Consider the following 18,085-nt stretch of genomic DNA (forward strand, 5'->3'; position numbering starts at 1 on the left):
CGGCGACATCGTTGGTCGCCCCCGGCGGACCGCTCGCCATGATCGCACCCACCGCCACCCAGTACACCCCTGCCTGGAGCCGCGACGGCGTCACGGCACAGGAACTCCAGCACGCTCGCCAGCGTCTGCACCGGGAAGACGAAGGCCAGCAGCACCAGCGTGACCGCAGGCGACTGAGTTGCCGAAATCCAGCCGAGTTGCAGCCCGCCAGTACGAAGGTGCCACCGGACAGCCCCACGAATCCTAAAGACAGAGGACTGCCCCCGGGACGCACGACAATGCGCGAATAAGGCTCTCTCGCCTCCTCCCGCGCGCTGTCGGGCCGTTCCCCACCGGCAGGGCAGGGTACGTCGGATCCGCAATCCGTGCCCGCGTCCAGTCTGCGGGGTCGGGTGGGCAAGACCACGCCGATCTTTGGCATCAGCCGCCGGGGCAGGGGTACCACGGATACGGCGTCAGGAAGCGGCAGCCCGCTAGCCAGGCATGCATTCGAGGAGTCCGTGTTGCTGTTTCCGTGCCACCGCCTCACCGAAGACCAGATCGTGATTCAGATCGACGACGCCATCGATTTCAACACGGAGGACGTCGCCCACGGGCACCTCTGCGGGGAGATTTCGCGGTCGGCCGCCCGCACCGTGATCATCGATGTGCAAACGCCCTTGGTCACCGCCACGGCTGTCAGTGTCCTGCTGCGTACCCGGCAATTCGCCCACAGCCGTGGAGCCGTGCTGTGTGTTGTGGCGCGTCGATCGCTGGCCCGCAGGGTCTTCCGCGCAACCGGTGTCTGCCGATACCTGCGCGTGGCAGCCACACTGCCCGGCGCCGTGAGACTCACCCGCGGGTGCCGGCCCCTCTCGGAACCGCCGACCCGGCAGGGTGACGGTGCCCTGACATGAGATGCGCGCCGTGCGCGCCGGCTTGCGGACCGGCGAGGGACGGTTTCGGCTGCTGGACGCGCTCGACGGTCTGACGGTCGACGCGGCGGCCCTCAACGCGGGTGTGGGGCGGAGCCTTGATGGACACCGACCTGGCCGAGGACCAGTAGGTCATCGATCTCAACGTCGGCGCGACAGTGCGGCTGGCCTGCCCAAACTGTTGCTGCGAGCCATGGTGACGCGCGGGGCGGGCGACTTCTTCGAGCGGGCGGACATGACGGACGACACCCTGAGCCACCGAGAACTCGCTGTACTGGGAGATTGCTCGCCCAGGCCGCCCAGGCCGCCCGAGCCACCCGGGACGACCGGCTTCTCACCCTTGCCGGGTACTGCCACCCGCAGACCCTCCGGTAGACGCGCTGGACCAACACCATGATCAAGAACCTTGGCCCGTAGATCTCCTGACCAGCCTCTAGCTGCATGGATCACGAGCGTTGTTAACGCTGGCCGGGACACCGTCGACTCCACCCGGTGCGTTCCATCGGCACGCTGCCGGGCTTCTGGGGGTCCGACCCCGTCGGGGTGTCCGTGCCCCTCGGACGTCAGCCCACGTAGCGGCGGGCGGACGAGCGCCGCTGCGCCTTTTCCAGCACCCGCATCCGTGTCTCGACCTGCGCCGGCAGCACCCGCCGCTCGCGCAGTACCCACGGCCACGCGGCCGCAGCCTGTGCGAAGGCACGCAGCGACACGGTGTCGCGGGGCACCGTACGGGCCAGTGCACAGTGCGGCGCAACGTGGGACCGGCCGGGCGGCGCAGCCAGGTGAACCACAGCGTGTTGCGGATGCCGTGCGCCCGGCGCAGCGTCGCGTCCCTCATCCGGGACGGCTGATGGTGGATCGTCAGGTGATCGGCGTACGTCAGCCACCACCCCTGGGCGGCCAGGTCGACGGCGAGTAGCTCCTCCTCGCCGCCCAGCCACAGCCGGGGGTGGAAGCCGCCCGCGGCCCGGAAGGCGTCGGCGCGCAGCACGGTCGCGGCGGCCAGGAAGGAACCGAGCGCCGGACCGGGCAGCCACTCGGGACCGGGTACGGGCGAGTCGCGCAACTCCTCGACGATCGGGTCCTCCACGCCTTCGGGCTCGACCATGATGCGGGCCGTGACGGTGGCGAGCGCCGGATGCCGGTCGAGCAGGTCGGCCGCACCGGCCAGGGAGCCGGGCGCCCACCACGAGTCGTCGTCGCAGAACGCCACGTAGGGCGTACGCATCTCGCGGACCGCGAGGTTGCGGCCGACGGCGCCGAGGTTGCGGCCGGGGCACATCAGCCGTACCCACGCGTGGTGGCGGGCGACCGCGTCGGCGGTGCCGTCGGTGGAGGCGTTGTCCACGACGATCACCGGTGGCCGCTCGGGCAGTCCGGCCAGTCGTTCGAGAGTGCGCAGCAACTCGGTGCGGCGGTTGTGGGTGATGGCGACGACGGTGGTGCGGGAGTCGGTCATGCATGTGCTCCGTCCAGCGTGCGGGCGGCTCGCTCGAGGTGCGGGGGCAGGGGCTTGCGTGCGCGCAGGGCGGCCGGCAGGCGTACGAGAGTTTCGCGCAGGGCCTGCCGGGCGGCCGGGGCGCGCAGGGCGTCGCCGGCCAGGCCGCGGGTGCGGGCGAGGGCGTGCGGCAGGGGGCGGCGCAGCCAGGAGGTGAGAACCTCGTTGCGGAGCATCCTGGCGGGGCGGCCGGTGCGGGGCGCCGGGTCCGGGTGGTGGTGGGCGATCACGTCCGCGCAGTGGGTGACGCCCCAGCCGCGTGCGGCGAGGTCGTAGGCGAGCAGGGTCTCTTCGCTGCCGAAGAACAGCAGCGGGTGGAAGCCGCCCGCTTCGAGGTATGCCTCACGGCGCACCACACAGGCGCAGGCGAGGAAACCGAGGACCTGCGTGCCGGGCAGGTCATTTGCCGGGCCGAGGGGGGGGAGGTGGCGAGGACGTCGTTGAGCGGGTCGGGTTCCTCGGCGGGGCCGACCAGGGTGCGGGCGGAGATCAGGCCGAGCCGCGGGTGGGTGTCCATCAGCCCGGCCGCGCGGCCTAGGTGTATTGCCCTGTGAGGTTGGGGACGCGGCTGGCGGGTGGTTGCCCTTTCAGGGCGGTGTGTCCGCGGTGGTGATTGTAGGAGTGCAGCCACTGTGGGAACGCTTCGCGGCGTTCGGTCTCTGACCGGTAGGGCCGTGCGTAGGCCCACTCGTCCAGCAGGGTGCGGTTGAAGCGTTCGACCTTGCCGTTGGTCTGGGGCCGGTAGGGCCGGGTTCGTTTGTGGGTGATCCCGGCTGCTGCCAGGGCGTCGCGCCAGCCGCGTGAGCGGTAGCAGGAGCCGTTGTCGGTCAGCACTCGTTCCACGGTGATCCCGCACTCGGTGAAGTAGGCGTGTGCCCGTTCCCAGAAGGCGGTGGCGGTTTCCTTCTTCTCGTCGGTGTGTATCTCGCTGTAGGCCAGGCGGGAGTGGTCGTCGACGGCGGTGTGCATGTAGCTGTAGCCGGCGTTCGTCCGGTTCTTGCGCCCCGCGGCCCGGCCGAGGACTTTGTGGCCGCCGCCGTCGGGGATGTTGCCGAGCTTCTTGATGTCGACGTGGACGAGTTCGCCGGGCCGGTCTCGTTCGTAGCGGCGGATGGCACGGCCCGTCGTCCGGTCCAGATGGGCGAGGCGGGCCAGTCCGTAACGGGTCAGGACGCGGTGCACGGTGGAGGGCACCAGCCGTAGCAGGTGCGCGATGCGGGCCGGTCCCCACTGGCGCAGGACCCGGACCTTGATGATGCGGCGCTCGGTGTGGGTCGGGGTGCGGCGCGGGCTGTGGTGGGGGCGGCTGGAGCGGTCGGTCATCCCTGCCTCGCCGAGCCGGCGGTAGCGATCGGCCCACCGCTGGGCGGTGGTCGGCGAGACCTGGAAGCGTTCGGCGGCCCGGCGCAGCGGCCAGCCGTCCTCGACGACGCAGCGGGCCAGACGCAGGCGGCCGGTCTCGGTCAGGGGTGCATTACGGTGGACCACGAGGGCCTTTCTGTTGGTGTAGACGTCGCAATCCACACCGAACCGGAAGGCCCTCACCCGTTCAAGATCCCTCAGCCGAGACCTGACTCACCCGTCCACAACCTCCCCGGACAGAACACCTAGGGCTCCGAGGGCCCACCAGGAGTCGTCGTCGCTGAAGGACACGTAGGGGGTGTCGAGGGCGCGGGCGCCGTGGTTGCGGGCGATGGCGCCGTGGTTGACGGGCAGCGCCAGTACGCGGACCTCGGGGAAGTCGCGGGCGAGCATGGCGCGGGTGTCATAGGTGGAGGCGTTGTCGACGACGAGGATCTCCGGCCGCTCGGGCAGGGCGAGCAGGCAGCGCAGGGTGCGGGCCAGTCTCTCCGAGCGGTCGCGGGTGGCGATGACGACGCCCGTGGGTGTGTGGCTCATGACGTGTGAAGGAGGAGATCCAGGGCGTCCAGCACGTGCTCGCAAGCGATCCGCAGCAATGCCGGGTCTGGGTGGCGGCCGTGCGGGTCGCCCTGCGGGCCGGGGTGCCACAGCACGTGGTGGCGCGGGTGCGCAGGCGGGCCCCAACGGCTGGGCGGGACCGGGCCGAAGAGGGTGACGCTGGGGACGGCGTGGGCGACCGCGAGGTGGGCGATGCCGGTGTCACCGCTGACGACGGTGCGGGCGCCGGCGACCAAGGCGGAGAGCCGGTCGAATGGAAGGCCGCCGCCGAGGACGTCGGTGTCGGGCAGGCCGGCCTGCTTGGCGAGCCGCGCCACCAGATCATCCTCATCCGCACCGCCGGTGACCACGACCCGGTGGCCGCGCCCGCGCAGAGCGGTGGCGACGGTTGCGTAGCGGTCGACGGGCCAGCATCGGGAGGGGGCGCCGGCGCCGGGGTGCAGCACGACCGCCCCAGGGGCAGGGGAGAGGCCCGCAGGGCGGGGCAGCAGCAGGTCGGCGGGGTCGGCAGGGATGCCGTAGAACTGCAGGAAGCGGCACCAGCGGTCCCGTTCGTGCTCCTCCGCCCACCACGGCGGTCCGTCGATCTCCGGGGTGTCCGGGTGGGCGAAGGCGAACAGGCGCCGCGGGGACAGTGTCTGGAGCAGGCGGTGGCTGGGCGGTCCGTTGCCGTGCAGGTCGACGGCGATGTCGGGCGGGGGACCGTCCCAGTCGAGCCCGCGCGGTACGGCGCGCCCGGGAGCGGAGGCGGGCAGCAGCCGGTCGACGGTGCCCGTCGCCGCGGCGACCGGCGCCAGTTCGGCCGGGGTGGCCAATACCAGTTCGTGGCCGGGGAAGGCCCGTCGCAGGGCGCGCAGCGCCGGCACGCCGGCGAGAAGGTCGCCGAGGCCGAGGGCGCGCAGGACGAGCAGGCGGGGGCGCGTCATCGGGCTCCCTCCGCCGCCCGGGTCATGAGCGCGGTCGAGGACCGCCCGTCGAGGTACGGCAGCAGCACCGCCTGTCCGCCCCACTCCTCGAGCAGCGCCGCCTCGGGCAGGTCCGCGCCGGTGTAGTCGCCGCCCTTGACCCAGATGTCGGGGCGCAGGTCGGTCAGCAGCCGTTCCGGGGTGTCTTCGTCGAACACGGCCACCGCGTCGACGCATCCCAAGGCGAGCAGCACACGGACCCGGTCGGCCAGCGGGTTGACGGGGCGGCCCTTTCCCTTGCGGCGCCGTACCGACGCGTCGGAGTTGACGCAGACGATGAGGCAGTCTCCGATGCGGCGGGCGGCCTGGAGCAAGCCGACGTGCCCGGCGTGCAGGAGGTCGAAGCAGCCGCCCGCCGCGACGACGGTGCCGCCGGCGGCCCGTACCCGGGCGATCACCGTGCGCGGGTCGGGAGCAGCGCCCGCGCCGTCTTCGCCGGGCTGCCGGGGAAGCGCCTCGGCTTCGGGCGGGGCCCCGCCGGCCACCGCGCCCGCGCCGCCCGCGGCGACGAACCCGCTCGCGGCGACGACGGCGGCCTCGACTGCCTCGCCCACCAGTGTCCCGTCGGCAAGCAGCCCGGCCGCCGTCGCGGCGAACCGGTCGCCGGCACCACAGGGGTCGCCGTGGTGCGCGATACCAAGAATGCGCATGAAGGGTGCTCCGTCCCGGACGGCATGCAGGGGCGCTCCGGCCTCGCGGGTCCCGCACCGCAGTCATCTCAAACACTTGTAGACAGCTCGTCCGGAGGTCCTGGCGTTCGTTCCTCTCCGTGGCTGTGCGGGCGCAGGACCCCTCCTTTGCGCCGGAGCTGTGTTCACACGGCGAGCGTTACTTCAGGCAGCCATCGAGTGCGAGAACCAGTCCACGGTAAGGGCCAGGCCCTGGCTCCAGCCGGTCCGGGGCCGCCAGCCCAGGCGTTCGAGGGCGAGCCGGGTGTCGGGGCGGCGCCGGGCGGGATCGTCCACAGGGCGGTCCACGAACCGGATCCGGGAGGCGGATCCGGTGAGCTCGACGATGCGGCGGGCCAGTTCCAGCACGGTGATCTCCTCGCCGCCGCCGATGTTCACGGGGCCGGTCTCTCGGGAGCCGGCCAGGGCGAGGACGCCGTCGACGGTGTCGTCGACGTAGCACAGGGAGCGGGTCTGGCTGCCATCGCCGGCGACGGTGAGCGGCATCCCGTCCAGAGCCTGCGCGATGAAGGTGGGCACGGCGCGGCCGTCGCCGGTGCGCATGCGAGGGCCGTAGGTGTTGAAGATGCGCACGATGGCGGTGTCGGTGCCGTGCACCTGACGGTGGGCGGTGACCAGGGCCTCGGCGAAGCGCTTGGACTCGTCGTAGACGCTGCGCGGCCCGATGGGATTGACGTTGCCCCAGTACGTCTCGCGCTGCGGGTGCTCCAACGGGTCGCCGTACACCTCGGAGGTGGAAGCGAGGACGAGGCGCGCGCCATCGGCGCGCGCCCGCTCCAGGGCGTTGCGGGTGCCGGTGCTGCCGACGTCGAGGGTCTCCAGGGGCAGCCGCAGGTAGTCGACGGGCGAGGCGGGACAGGCGAAGTGCAGCACCAGGTCGAACCTGCCGGGCAGAGCCGCAAGGGCGTCGGGGGCGGTGGCGTCGGCGCACACGAAGCGGAAGCCGCGGTACCGCTCCAGCTCGGCGACATTGGCCCGGGAACCGGTGACCAGGTTGTCCAGGCACACGACCTCAGTGCCGGCCTCGGCCAGCCGTGCGCACAGGTGGGATCCGACGAATCCCGCCCCGCCGGTCACCAGGGCCCTGCGCCAGGGGTGCCCACTCACGGGTTCCCTCCTCGCTCTCGCGTCGACTCGGATGTCGGTGTGAGTAGCCGGATCGGGTTGCCGCATGCGTGCAGTCGTGCCCGCTCGGTGACCGCGCGTCGCTTCGGTGGACCCTGAACGATCACACGGGGTCCGTAGCGTGCCGACCGGCCGACACGACTCCGCGCGACTCCGGGCGGACCGGGGCCTCCACCGAACCTGAGCCGGCCCATGCCACGGACGGTGTCGCCCACTTCGCCGAGGCGCCGGGGCGGACGGGCCGACATGCGCCGCCCCCTCTGCTGTGGACACGATGTACCTGCCGGCCGACCCGGTACGACGGGCCTACCGGAGGACCGTCAGGACAGCGAGGAGACCGCCATGGCGAGCATCAGCCCGATCGACCTGCAGAAGGCACTCAAGGGCGCCGAATACCCTGCCAGCCGCGACGACCTGGTGACGCTGGCCAAGGACAACGGTGCGGACGACACCCTCGTCGAGAAGCTCGGCGATGCCCCCGCGGACGAGTTCGACGGCCCGAACGATGTCCAGAAGGCCGTGTTCGGGAACGAGTAAGCCCGGACGGCTCCCGAGCGCACCGGTGTCGGGTCGCCGGCCCCCTCGAAGGATGGGACGAGGGCCGGCGGGCCGGCGCAGCCGGGCGGAGAGACCGTCCGCCGCTCCGAGGGCACTGACGGCGCTCCGGCCGCACTCGGACCACGCGGGATGAGACCCGCGTGCCGGGTTCGTCGTGTGTCTCTCGCCCTGCTTCGGGCACCCGGCCCGGCAACGGACCGAAGGAGGAAAAGTGCAGCTGTCTTTCCTGCAACCGCTCTTCGACCGCCCGGGCCCGTGGGCCACCGTGTACTTCGACCCCGCCCAGAACGACGAGTCGGGTGCCAAGCGGCGTGAACTGTCCGTACGCGAAGCGTGCCGGACGCTCGAGGAGGAGGGTGCCGACGCCGCGACCACGGAAGCGGTACGCGACGCCCTCCCGCGGATCGGATCCGCGGAGGACCCGGCCGGCCGAGTGCTCTTCGCGGCCGGGGGCGAGGTGGTGCTCAGCCACCGGCTCTCCCGCCCGCCGCAGCGGCCGATCGCCTGCTGGGCCCCGCTGCCCCGGCTGACGCCGCTGCTGGAACTGGCGGGTCAGGACCCGGTCTGCCTCGTGGCGTACATCGACCGGACGGGTGCCGACTTCGAGCTGCGCGGGGCGGCCGGTACGCGGTCCGCGGGACAGGTCGAGGGGGAGCAGCACCCCGTGCATCGCACGGCTTCGTCCGACTGGTCCGAGCGGCACTTCCAGCTCAAGGTCGAGAACACCTGGGAGCACAACGCCGGTGAGATCGCCGAAGCGCTGAGTGCGGTCTACGAGGAATCCGGTGCCGACCTGGTCGTCCTGGCCGGTGACCCCCGCGAGCGGCCGGCCGTGCACGAGAGGCTCCCCGAAGCGGTCCGCCGGGTCACAACGGAGACCGAACACGGCGGTCGCGCCGCCGGGTCCGCCTCCCCCGCGCTGGAGGAGGCCATCGAGCAGGCCCGGCGGCGGTACACGCGTCACCGTGTCGAGGAGGCGCTCGACCGCTTCCGCGCCGGCCGCGCGGGCACCGACCGGCCCACGGAGGCGGTGGAAGGCATCCCGGCGCTGGTGGAAGCGGCCCGGGAACACCGCATCGACACGCTGCTCGTCCGGCCCGACGGACCGGAGCTGGACCGTGAGACATGGGCGGGCGCCCGACCCGACCAGGTCGCGGCGCGCCGGAGCGACGCCCGGACGCTGGGGGAGAGCGATCCGATAGCGGTACGCGCGGACGACGCGTTGCTGCGCGCAGCCGCCGTCACCGCCGCCGACGTACTGGTCGTCCCCCCGGCGGACGAGGACGACACGGACGCCACGGACATTCCTACGGGCGGCCTGGGCGCCCTTCTGCGCTGGACCTACGAGACGACTCCGGCGTAACGGCGACACAGCCGAGAAAGCAAGGTGTGAAGACATGACGGAACGAGGCAGCAACCCGATCAGCCCGCGTACCGACGACGAGATGAAGCACGAGCTGGAAGGACACCTGCGTTCCGGCCGGCCGACCCACGTGGAGGAAGCGAGCGCCCCGGAGCCGCCGGCGGACGACGACATCCGGGTGGACCCGGGCGGACCGGTTCCCCCTCCAGGCGAGGAACGCGACCGGGCGCGCGCCGAGGCGGAGGCGGACTCCCTGCGCCTCGAACTGGCACGCCACCTGGACCGCACGGCCTTCCCCGCCGACCGGCGGTCGGTGCTGGAGGCCCTGGAAGCACACCACGCACCGGACCCGGTGCTGGAGGCGGCGCGGGACCTCCCGGAGGATGGCACGTACACCAACGTGACCGAGATCGTCGAGGCACTCGGCCACCGACCGACACGGTGACGACGAGAAGTCGGCGGACGGCTCCCGCGCGGCCCGGATCACGCACGGGAGGTGAGACGCCGAGAAAGAAGTGGTACGGCCCGGCCCCTGCGGTGCCGACGCTTGTTGGTGTCTCGGCTTAGCTTGCACCGCAAACTACCCCCGGTCCGGTGTTTTGGCAGATGGTTGCCGTGCCACGAAGCCCAGGTCATCCTGCGTTCCACCGGTGGACTCTATGGAGACGGCTGTGGCGGACATAACTCAGCGTCCCGCCTGCCGGTGCAGTTCCCACGCCTTCTCGCGCAAGTCCGCGTCGAGGAGCAGGTCCGCGGCCGTGCAGGCCAGCGCGCCGGTGACGGCGACGAGCACGTCGCGGGCCCGCGGGGAGGCGGCTGCCGCGGCGAACTCGGGGGTGTGGTCAGACCCGTCGTTCATGATGGCGACGAAAGGGTGGATGGCGGGCACGCGTGTACTGACGTTGCCGATGTCCGACGATCCCAGGTAGACGCCCGGCGCGGGCGGCGTCAGCTCGATTCCCGCCTCGGACAGGCGTTCGGCGAACGTCTCGGACAGCGGGCCGCTGTCACGGAAGTGCTCGTAGCGGAGCGTGGCTCGTTCCACCTCGGCCCGAGTGCCTGTGGCGTGGGCGACGCCGTCGGCGGCGGCGCGCAACTGCCCGATCAGATCCTCCAACTCCTCGTTCGTCGCCGCGCGCAGGCCGAACAGCCCCTCCGCGTACTCGGGGACGATGTTGGTGGCCTTGCCTCCGTCGGTGACGATTCCCTGGATGTGGGAGGCCGCTGGCAGACGCCTGCCCAGGGCGGTCAGGAGGTTGAACAGCACGACCAGCGCCAGGAGGGCGTCGACGCCCTCGGTCGGGTTGCCGGTGGGGTGCGCGGCGTGGCCGTGGAAGGCCACCCGGTACTGCACCTGCGCGGTCAGCGGGGCCCGCGTCCAGTCGTACACGCCCGGGTGGAACATCAGCGCGGCGTTGACGTTGTTGAACACGCCGGCCTCCACCTCCAAGACCTTTCCGCCCCCGCCCTCCTCTGCCGGCGTCCCGACCGCCATCACCCGTCCGGCCGAGGCGTCCAGCACCGTGTCCAGCGCGAGCGCCGCTCCCAGACCGGCGGCTGCGATGAGGTTGTGCCCGCAGGCATGGCCGAGACCCGGCAGGGCGTCGTACTCCAGCAGCAGGGCCACCGCGGGACGCCCGTGGCCCGAGCGGGCGGTGAAGGCGGTGGGCATCCCGGCCGTCCCGCGCTCGACCTCGAAACCGGCCCTCTGCAGCGCATCCGTCAGCAGCGCCGCAGCCCGGTGCTCGGAGAAGGCGTGCTCGGGGTGAGCATGCAGCTCCAGGGCGGTCTCCCAGACGAGATGCGCCCGTTTCGCCACCTCCGCGCGCAGTCTCTCGTGGACGTCGGCATGCACAGCGTCGCCGGAAGGCGTACGGGTCACCTGGCCTCCTCGGATCAAGGTGCGGTCGTCGGTCTTCGCGTCGTGCACCATCGGGTGCCGTCAACCGGGCGTCGTCACACTTCCGGGTTTCAATCCGGGACATCGGTGCAACACGTCCGGTGCGCTCGCGGACGACGCAGAACGACGTCCCCTGCCGAAAACGGCCGGGCGGAGGACGACCGCTGGGAGGAACGATGGATCACTCGCGGGTACCTGTGCTGGAGGCGCTCGAGGAGTTCCGGCGTCGTGGGGACGTGGTCTTCGGCCCGCCGGGGCACAAGCAGGGCTGGTAACGGGCCCTTTCCTGCTCTTTCGCTCACCATGTGCGTGCGCAGCCTGCGAGTGACGGTCGTGCGACCGTCCCCCAAGGCGTGGCACGGGGCGCGGCGGTTACCCGTCCGTCATGACTGACACACGGCCACTCGCCCTGATCACCGGCGCGTCCAGCGGAATCGGCCACGAACTGGCCCGGCAGTTCGCGCACCACGGCTACGACCTGGTGGTGAACGCCGAGGACGAGGCGCTGGAGTCTGCCGCCCAGTACCTGCGGGAGTCGGGAGCGGAGGTCCGCGCGGTGCGCGCCGATCTCCGGACCGGCGAGGGACGCTTCCTCCTTCTCGACGCGCTTGACGGACTGACCGTCGACGTCGCCGTCCTCAACGCCGGGGTGGGCCGGGGCGGAGCCTTCGTGGACACCGGCCTGGCCGACGATCAGGAGGTCATCGACCTCAATGTTACCGCTGCCGTGAGACTGGCCAAGCCGCTCCTGCGAGCCATGGTGGCGCGAGGAGCGGGCCGGCTCGCCTTCACCTCGTCCGTCGCCTCGACGATGCCCGGCTCCTTCCAGCCCGTCTACAACGCCTCCAAGTCGTTCGTGCAGTCCTTCGCCCAGGCACTGGCGGAGGAGGTGAAGCACACCGGCGTGGCCGTGACCGCCTTCATGCCGGGACCGACGGACACGGCCTTCTTCGACCGGGCCGGCATGGCGGGCGACACCCGGATCGGCACCATGAAGAAGGACGATCCGGCACAGGTGGCCGAGCAGGCATTCGAAGCGATCATGGCGGGTGAGACGAAGGCCGTGACCGGGTCCTTGAAGACCAAAGTACAAGGGCTGGCGGGAAGGGTGCTGCCCGACGGGGTCAAGGCGGCGGCCCACCGGCGGCTGGCGGAACCGGGCACCGGCAAGGCCCCCGAGCAGCCGTCCTGAGGGGCGGGCGGGCGTCGCCGCGCCCGCCCGAGGTATTTGCTCCGTCGGCGCCGAGTCCCCTGGTTTCCGTTGCCTGACGGGAGAGCACCGGCCTCTGACGGGCGGATAGGGCGACGTCGGCGGTACGCAGCGCTCGGACCGGCGTACCGCAGGCCGGTCCGAGGAAGAACCGCTGGCGGGAGGCTCGCCCGCTCAAAGGTGCGCAGCTCACACGGGTGTCGGCATGCGCTCACTCGTCGTCCGCACGTCCTGTACGGCGAAGCCGCTGCACACTCGTGCCGGGATGCGCCGCAGGGAAATCCTCAGGTCCTGGTCGGGGACGGCGTATTCGAGATCGGCAAGACGAAGCGCGAGCGCTTCGAGCAGTCCGATGGTCAGCCCTTCCCCGGGGCAGCGGTGACCGGTGCGTGGTTCGCCGCCGCCCTGCGGGACCAGTTCGTCACGCTCGACGGCATGCTGGAGGAACCGCTCGGGGCGGAAGACGAACGGGTCGCCCCATAGCTCCTCGTCGTGGTTCTGGCCGAAGACGTCGAGCAACACCATCCCGCCGGCCGGCAGCGAGACTCCCCGCCAGGCCAGATCGCGGACGGCCAGGCCGCCGAGGAACGGGGCGAACGGGTAGAAACGGCGCACCTCGTGCACGAACGCGGTGGCGTAGGCGGGGCCGCCGCTGCGCAGCCGCTCGCGCTGGCCGGGTTGCAGATGCAGGGCGTGCGCTGTGTAGGCGACGAACCAGCAGACTGCGACGGTGGGGCGCAGGACGTTCAGCAGCTCGACCGCGGCCGTGTGCGGTTGGAGCAGGTCGCCGTCGGCCTCGCGGTGTTCGCACACGGCGGCGAGCACTGATCCGTCAGGGGCGGCTGCCTCGCCGGCGCGCATGTCCTCGATGAGCTGGGTGAAGCGCTGCTCCTGGCGGCTTCGGGCACGGCGCGCTCGCCAGTGCCGTGGCCCGGCGGTGGCGAAGCCGTCGACCATGGCGACCAGGTCGCGGGCAAGGTCCTTCGTCTCTTCGGTGTCCTCGCCGAGCGGAACACCCGCCCAGCGGCACACGCCGCGGGTGAGCACCACGCTCGCCGCGTCGAACAGCACGGTCTGCTCGGCCTCGCCCCACTGCCGGACCGCGTCGTCCCACACGGCCGTCACGTGCTCGACGAGACCGGCGATCCGGTCGGGGCGCAGCAACGGCAGGAAGAACTCCTTGCGGGCGCGGTGCGCATGGCCGTCGAGCGTGTGGACGGCGTCATGACCGAACAAGGTGCTCAGCACAGGCCCCGGCAGGGCGCCGCCGCGGCGTACGTTCCCTTCATCGTAGAAGAACCGCACCGCTTCCGGTCCGCGCACGACGAGCGCCGGCTTGCCCAGCACCCGAGTGCGAGCCACGCCGTCGGGGCGTTCCCGCAGCACGCTGGGCAACCAGGAGTAGCCCTGGACGAGAGCCGGCAGGGAACGGTCGATCAAGGGCGCGGTCGGCATCTGCATGGCCACCGGGTGCCCCCGCCCGGTGCCGGGACACGTGGTGGTCGATACAAGAAGGCGAACAGTGAGGCGCCGGAGGCGTGGGCTGGCCGATCCCCCTGGGTGGAGCTGAAGCGCGCGCTGTGCGTGCGCGCCGGTGACACCGTCACCGCTGATCGGTATGCCGACGCCCTCGCGCTGGAGAGCGGGCGTGGATGCATCGGCGGGCCAGATCGCGGACCCTCCCTCTATGGACTACTCCTCGCACCGCTCCGCCAGCCTCCACGATGTCGACGGACCGCGCGACGGTGGTTTCCGCCCCGAGCAGTCTGTCGGCCTCCTGTCCCTGATTGAAGAGCCAGACGTAGAAGGGCGGATCGTCCCCTGGCTCCCACGGGCCGTCGGGGGGTTCAGCGATGTGGGCATAACGGATCAGGACGGGGCCGACGCGGGCGTTGGCGCCCGGTGGGTTGTGGTCGCCCCCGTCGCCGCCGCACCCCGTCACACCCCAAACGACGGCGAGGCAGCACACGACAAGGAAGGTGACGGTCCTCAGCCTCGGCCCTGATGCTCTCAAGTTCGTGCCGTTACGTATGCCACGCCGGCTTCTGCCAGGCATCACTTCAGGACCGATCGGAGCACCAACTGGGGTGGGTTGCCCCAGGTCACTTCGGAGTGAGGGCAGGGTCATCAGTCCTCCGGTACTGGTACGACTGCCACGGGACAGCCAGCCGTGCTGCTCGACCGGTGACGGTTCTCGTGTCGACCTGACAGGGGCAGTCGTACGGCCCTACGGCGTCGTCACGGGGGCGGGGAAGTAGGGCGCCGTCGTTGCCGACGGCGATCGAGCGGATGTCGCTGAGCACATCCGTAGTCGGGCCGGAGGAGGAGTCAAGGTCGGCGCCCGGAACCTGCTGCTTGACGGCCGCTGCTTCCGGTTCCGCGGGGTGGACATGGTCGGCTCGCGCGTGCGCCAATGCGTCGCTCCCGTCGAGAGCCCATGCGGGCCCCCGGCGCAGCGGAGCGGACCAGGCTGGCCCGAGCCGCACGTTTCGCGGGGTCGCCTCGTGCCGAGCGCGAAGCGGGTGACAGCTGCCCCGGCGCGGCGGACGCGGGGCCGGTGAGTGGCGGCGGAGTGGTACGACGAGAGGGACTGACCACTGCGGTGCAGGAGTCTCTTCGCCGGGTACTCCGGCTCCCACGCTGACCGAGGAGGTTTCCGGAGCGGCGGCATCGGTTAGACGCCGTTGTCGGGTGTCCGATCGGCGTCGGCTCACCGGACGCCCTGCGGAGGGACCAGGCGGGTCGGCGGGTGATGGGAAGGGGCATGGATGGCGGCGGTGGACGAGGGCGCGCGAACGTCGGACGGGACGGCGAGGCGGCTCGCGCAGGGGAGGGCCGTGGTCCGGTGGCTGACGACCACTGATCACAAGGTCATCGCCCATATGTACCTGGTGACCGCCTTCGGCTTCTTCCTGTTCGCAGGGGTGCTCGCGATGCTGATGCGGGCCGAGCTGGCGCGGCCCGGTCTGCACATCGTCTCCGCGGACCAGTACAACCAGCTCTTCACCGTGCACGGGACGGTGATGATGCTGCTGTTCGCCACCCCCACGTTCGTGGGCTTCGCCAACGCGGTTATGCCGTTGCAAATCGGCGCCCCCGACGTGGCCTTCCCCCGGCTGAACGCATACACCTACTGGGTATATCTGTTCGGCGGCCTGATGGTGGTGTCGGGTTTCCTCACCGACAGCGGAGCGGCCGACTTCGGGTGGTTCGCCTACGCTCCGCTGAACGGACCCACGCAAACCCCGGGAACCGGTGCCGATCTGTGGGTGATGGGGCTGGTCGTGTCCGGGCTGAGCACCATTCTGGGTGCCGTCAACTTCATCGCCACCGTCATTTGCCTGCGCGCCCCCGGCATGACGCTCTTCCGCATGCCGATCTTCACGTGGAACGTACTCTTCACGTCGATCCTGGCGCTTCTGGCGTTCCCGGTGCTCACCGCCGCCCTCCTTGCTCTGTACGCGGACCGCCGTTTCGGTGCGCATGTGTTCGACCCCGCCAATGGCGGGGCCTTGCTCTGGCAGCATCTCTTCTGGTTCTTCGGGCATCCGGAGGTCTACATCGTCGCCCTCCCGTTCTTCGGCATCATCACCGAGGTCATCCCGGTCTTCAGCCGCAAGCCGGTCTTCGGGTACTTCGGTCTGATCGGGGCGACCGTCGCCATCACAGGGCTGTCCGCGATCGTCTGGGCCCACCACATGTTCGCCACGGGCGCGGTGCTGCTGCCGTTCTTCTCCCTGGCGTCGTTCCTGATCGCGGTGCCGACGGGGGTGAAGTTCTTCAACTGGATCGGAACGATGTGGCGCGGCGCGCTGTCGTTCGAGACGCCCATGCTGTGGGCGCTGGGCTTCCTCGCGACCTTCCTCTTCGGCGGGCTGACGGGAGTGCTCCTGGCATCACCGCCGCTGGACTTCCACACCACCGACACCTACTTCGTCGTGGCGCACATGCACTACGTGCTCTTCGGCACCGTCGTCTTCGCCATGTTCGCCGGCTTCTACTTCTGGTGGCCGAAGTTCACCGGCCGCATGCTCGACGAGCGACTCGGGAAACTGCACTTCTGGACCCTATTCGTCGGGTTCCACGTGACGTTCCTCGTGCAGCACTGGCTGGGCGCCGAGGGAATGCCACGGCGTTACGCCGACTATCTGGCCGCCGACGGTTTCACCGCCCTCAACACGATCTCCTCCATCGGATCCTTCCTGCTCGGCGCCTCCACGCTGCCCTTCCTCTACAACGTCTGGAAGACATCCCGCTACGGGGAGAAAGTCACCGTGGACGATCCCTGGGGATTCGGGCGCTCCCTCGAATGGGCGACCTCCTGTCCACCCCCGCAGCACAACTTCGTCGCCCTGCCCCGCATCCGATCCGAGTCACCGGCATTCGACCTGCACCATCCCAGTCACGCGAGGCACGCGCACTCCCACTCGCCGGCCGGTGGCGATGCCGGGCGGGGGCGGAGCAGCAACGTCGTCGAAGAGGGGACCGGCAAGGAGGAGCGCCCGTGAAGGCCGAGACCGCCCTGTTCGCGGGTGTCAGCGTCTTCTTCGCCGTCAGCGCCGCCCTCTACGGCTGGTTGTCGGCCGAGCCGGCAGGGACCGCCGCCCTGGTGGTCTCATGCCTCATGTCGGCCCTGGTCGCCCTCTTCCTCCGGTACCGGCACCGCAAGGACGGGCTCCTGCCGAAAGACCGCAAGGAGGCCGCCGTGCACGAGGCCGCGGGACCCGTGGCCTTCTTCCCGCCGCGCAGCGCGTTCCCGGTACTCGCGGCGGCGGGCACGGCACTGCTCGGCCTGGGCGCGGTATACGGACTGTGGCTGTTCCTCATCGGCGCCGGGGTCCTCGTCCCCGGTGTCCTTGGCTTCGTTTTCCAGTACGGCGCGCACGGGACGGACACCGTACGCCCGACCGGTGTGGAGGACCGATGAACGACAAGACACGGCAGACAGTCGTCGTGACCGGGGCGAGCGCCGGGATCGGGCGGGCGACCGCCACGATGTTCGCCGCCCGCGGCGCCAGGGTCGCACTGCTGGCCCGGGGACGGGCGGGCCTGGACGCGGCTGCGGCCGACGTGCGGGCGGCCGGCGGGCAGGCGCTGCCCCTCGTCACCGACATGGCGGAGTGGGAGCAGGTGGAGACGGCAGCCCGCCGGGTCGAGGAAGAGCTCGGGCCGGTCGACGTCTGGGTGAACAACGCCTTCACGGCGGCCTTCGGCAAGTTCACCGACGTCTCCCCGGACGAGTTCCTGCAGGCCACGAGGTCGACGTATCTCGGCTACGTGCACGGCACCCGGGCCGCGCTGGACCGCATGGTGCCACGGAACAGCGGCACGGTGGTGCAAGTGGGCTCCGCGCTCGCCTACCGGGGCATCCCGCTGCAGAGTGCGTACTGCGGCGCCAAGCACGCCATCCAGGGCTTCACCGAGTCCGTGCGGTGCGAGTTGCTGCACGACAAGTCCCGGGTGCGCGTCACCATGGTCCAGATGCCGGCCGTCAACACCCCGCAGTTCACCTGGCTGCGCACTCATCTGCCCCGCCACGCCCAGCCGGTGCCGCCGATCTACCAGCCGGAGGTGGCCGCCCGCGCCGTACTGCGCGCCGCTGACCACCCGCAGCGACGCGAGTACTGGGTCGGGACGTCCACGGCGCTGACGCTGCTGGCCAACGCCGTCGTACCCGGCCTGCTCGACCGCTATCTGGCCCGCACCGGGTTCGACTCCCAGCAGACCGACGCCCGTCCGCAGCCCGAAGGGCACGGCAATCTCTTCGCACCGGCGGACGGAGAGCAGGATTACGGAGCACACGGGGTGTTCGACGAACAGGCCCACTCCTTCGACCCCCAGGTGTGGGCGAGCCGTCATCACCTGGGCAAGGCGGCGGCCGTGGCGGGACTCGCCGGCGCGGGATACGCACTGCTGCGCCGCCGTGGTGGGCACTGAGGCACC

At 71.1% G+C, this 18,085-nt stretch carries 13 protein-coding genes and 5 pseudogenes; 9 read left to right on the top strand and 9 right to left on the bottom strand.

Features of this window, described 5'->3' with window-relative positions:
• Positions 1 to 542 precede the first annotated feature (542 nt).
• Positions 543 to 896, top strand: a complete 354-nt coding sequence (locus AB0L74_RS27080; RefSeq protein WP_365657693.1) for an STAS domain-containing protein — start codon at positions 543 to 545, stop codon at positions 894 to 896.
• A pseudogene (locus AB0L74_RS27085) lies at positions 895 to 1,128 on the top strand (oxidoreductase); the annotation flags it as partial. The gene AB0L74_RS27080 and the pseudogene AB0L74_RS27085, both read left to right, overlap by 2 nt.
• Before the next feature lie 349 nt (positions 1,129 to 1,477).
• On the opposite strand, the pseudogene AB0L74_RS27090 reads toward AB0L74_RS27085, so the two are convergent.
• From AB0L74_RS27090 to AB0L74_RS27120, 7 genes and pseudogenes are all read right to left on the bottom strand, one after another.
• Positions 1,478 to 2,373: pseudogene (locus tag AB0L74_RS27090) on the bottom strand (glycosyltransferase).
• Positions 2,370 to 2,950: pseudogene (locus tag AB0L74_RS27095) on the bottom strand (glycosyltransferase family 2 protein); the annotation flags it as partial. The pseudogenes AB0L74_RS27090 and AB0L74_RS27095, both read right to left, overlap by 4 nt.
• Positions 2,947 to 3,900 (bottom strand): IS481 family transposase, encoded by a 954-nt coding sequence (locus AB0L74_RS27100; RefSeq protein ID WP_365657696.1) that lies wholly within the window; start codon positions 3,898 to 3,900, stop codon positions 2,947 to 2,949. The pseudogene AB0L74_RS27095 and the gene AB0L74_RS27100, both read right to left, overlap by 4 nt.
• A 117-nt stretch (positions 3,901 to 4,017) precedes the next feature.
• Positions 4,018 to 4,311 (bottom strand): annotated as a pseudogene (locus AB0L74_RS27105) (glycosyltransferase family 2 protein); the annotation flags it as partial.
• Entirely contained in the window at positions 4,308 to 5,258 is a 951-nt protein-coding gene (locus AB0L74_RS27110; protein WP_365657619.1) for a glycosyltransferase family 9 protein, read from the bottom strand. The gene AB0L74_RS27110 and the pseudogene AB0L74_RS27105, both read right to left, overlap by 4 nt.
• Positions 5,255 to 5,920: pseudogene (gene rfaE2, locus AB0L74_RS27115) on the bottom strand (D-glycero-beta-D-manno-heptose 1-phosphate adenylyltransferase); the annotation flags it as partial. The pseudogene rfaE2 and the gene AB0L74_RS27110, both read right to left, overlap by 4 nt.
• A 210-nt stretch (positions 5,921 to 6,130) precedes the next feature.
• Positions 6,131 to 7,093 (bottom strand): NAD-dependent epimerase/dehydratase family protein, encoded by a 963-nt coding sequence (locus tag AB0L74_RS27120; RefSeq protein ID WP_365657622.1) that lies wholly within the window; start codon positions 7,091 to 7,093, stop codon positions 6,131 to 6,133.
• A gap of 360 nt (positions 7,094 to 7,453) precedes the next feature.
• On the opposite strand from AB0L74_RS27120, the gene AB0L74_RS27125 reads away from it, so the two are divergent.
• From AB0L74_RS27125 to AB0L74_RS27135, 3 genes are all read left to right on the top strand, one after another.
• Positions 7,454 to 7,648 carry a DUF2795 domain-containing protein gene (locus AB0L74_RS27125; protein WP_073935361.1) on the top strand — a complete coding sequence of 65 codons (195 nt, stop codon included), beginning with the start codon at positions 7,454 to 7,456 and terminating at the stop codon, positions 7,646 to 7,648.
• Between the two features lie 232 nt (positions 7,649 to 7,880).
• Complete coding sequence (locus tag AB0L74_RS27130; protein WP_365657625.1) at positions 7,881 to 9,032, top strand: Vms1/Ankzf1 family peptidyl-tRNA hydrolase; 1,152 nt, start codon at positions 7,881 to 7,883, stop codon at positions 9,030 to 9,032.
• Between the two features lie 34 nt (positions 9,033 to 9,066).
• The gene (locus AB0L74_RS27135; RefSeq protein WP_365657628.1) at positions 9,067 to 9,477 is read left to right on the top strand and encodes a DUF2795 domain-containing protein; all 411 of its coding nucleotides are present in this window, start codon (positions 9,067 to 9,069) and stop codon (positions 9,475 to 9,477) included.
• A 240-nt stretch (positions 9,478 to 9,717) separates the two neighbouring features.
• Here AB0L74_RS27135 and AB0L74_RS27140 read toward each other — a convergent pair whose 3' ends face one another.
• Complete coding sequence (locus tag AB0L74_RS27140; RefSeq protein ID WP_365657631.1) at positions 9,718 to 10,914, bottom strand: amidohydrolase; 1,197 nt, start codon at positions 10,912 to 10,914, stop codon at positions 9,718 to 9,720.
• A gap of 403 nt (positions 10,915 to 11,317) precedes the next feature.
• Between AB0L74_RS27140 and AB0L74_RS27145 the strand changes: the two genes are divergently transcribed.
• Positions 11,318 to 12,124, top strand: coding sequence for an SDR family NAD(P)-dependent oxidoreductase (locus tag AB0L74_RS27145; RefSeq protein WP_365657634.1), 807 nt, complete (start codon positions 11,318 to 11,320; stop codon positions 12,122 to 12,124).
• A 207-nt stretch (positions 12,125 to 12,331) separates the two neighbouring features.
• On the opposite strand, the gene AB0L74_RS27150 is transcribed toward AB0L74_RS27145, so the two are convergent.
• On the bottom strand, positions 12,332 to 13,603 hold the full coding sequence (locus tag AB0L74_RS27150; protein ID WP_365657637.1) for a cytochrome P450: 1,272 nt from the start codon (positions 13,601 to 13,603) through the stop codon (positions 12,332 to 12,334).
• A gap of 1,307 nt (positions 13,604 to 14,910) precedes the next feature.
• Between AB0L74_RS27150 and ctaD the strand changes: the two genes are divergently transcribed.
• From ctaD to AB0L74_RS27165, 3 genes are read left to right on the top strand one after another with little or no spacing between them, the layout of a single operon-like run.
• Complete coding sequence (ctaD, locus tag AB0L74_RS27155) at positions 14,911 to 16,650, top strand: cytochrome c oxidase subunit I (RefSeq protein ID WP_365657640.1); 1,740 nt, start codon at positions 14,911 to 14,913, stop codon at positions 16,648 to 16,650.
• Positions 16,647 to 17,069: a cytochrome c oxidase subunit 4 gene (locus tag AB0L74_RS27160; RefSeq protein ID WP_365657642.1), complete on the top strand. Its 423-nt coding sequence runs from the start codon at positions 16,647 to 16,649 to the stop codon at positions 17,067 to 17,069. The genes ctaD and AB0L74_RS27160 overlap by 4 nt, the downstream gene beginning before the upstream one ends.
• Positions 17,066 to 18,079 carry an SDR family oxidoreductase gene (locus tag AB0L74_RS27165; protein WP_365657645.1) on the top strand — a complete coding sequence of 338 codons (1,014 nt, stop codon included), beginning with the start codon at positions 17,066 to 17,068 and terminating at the stop codon, positions 18,077 to 18,079. The genes AB0L74_RS27160 and AB0L74_RS27165 overlap by 4 nt, the downstream gene beginning before the upstream one ends.
• Positions 18,080 to 18,085: the final 6 nt, after the last annotated feature.

It is taken from the genome of Streptomyces sp. NPDC052020 (assembly GCF_040680575.1).
Taxonomy (GTDB): Bacteria; Actinomycetota; Actinomycetes; order Streptomycetales; family Streptomycetaceae; genus Streptomyces.

What these genes read in the sequence shown, in the direction of transcription:
- AB0L74_RS27110 (WP_365657619.1), bottom strand. Translation starts at nt 5,258, where the DNA reads ATGACGCGCCCCCGCCTGCTCGTCCTGCGCGCCCTCGGCCTCGGCGAC.
- AB0L74_RS27125 (WP_073935361.1), top strand. Translation starts at nt 7,454, where the DNA reads ATGGCGAGCATCAGCCCGATCGACCTGCAGAAGGCACTCAAGGGCGCC.
- AB0L74_RS27135 (WP_365657628.1), top strand. Translation starts at nt 9,067, where the DNA reads ATGACGGAACGAGGCAGCAACCCGATCAGCCCGCGTACCGACGACGAG.
- AB0L74_RS27145 (WP_365657634.1), top strand. Translation starts at nt 11,318, where the DNA reads ATGACTGACACACGGCCACTCGCCCTGATCACCGGCGCGTCCAGCGGA.
- AB0L74_RS27150 (WP_365657637.1), bottom strand. Translation starts at nt 13,603, where the DNA reads ATGCAGATGCCGACCGCGCCCTTGATCGACCGTTCCCTGCCGGCTCTC.
- ctaD (WP_365657640.1), top strand. Translation starts at nt 14,911, where the DNA reads ATGGCGGCGGTGGACGAGGGCGCGCGAACGTCGGACGGGACGGCGAGG.
- AB0L74_RS27165 (WP_365657645.1), top strand. Translation starts at nt 17,066, where the DNA reads ATGAACGACAAGACACGGCAGACAGTCGTCGTGACCGGGGCGAGCGCC.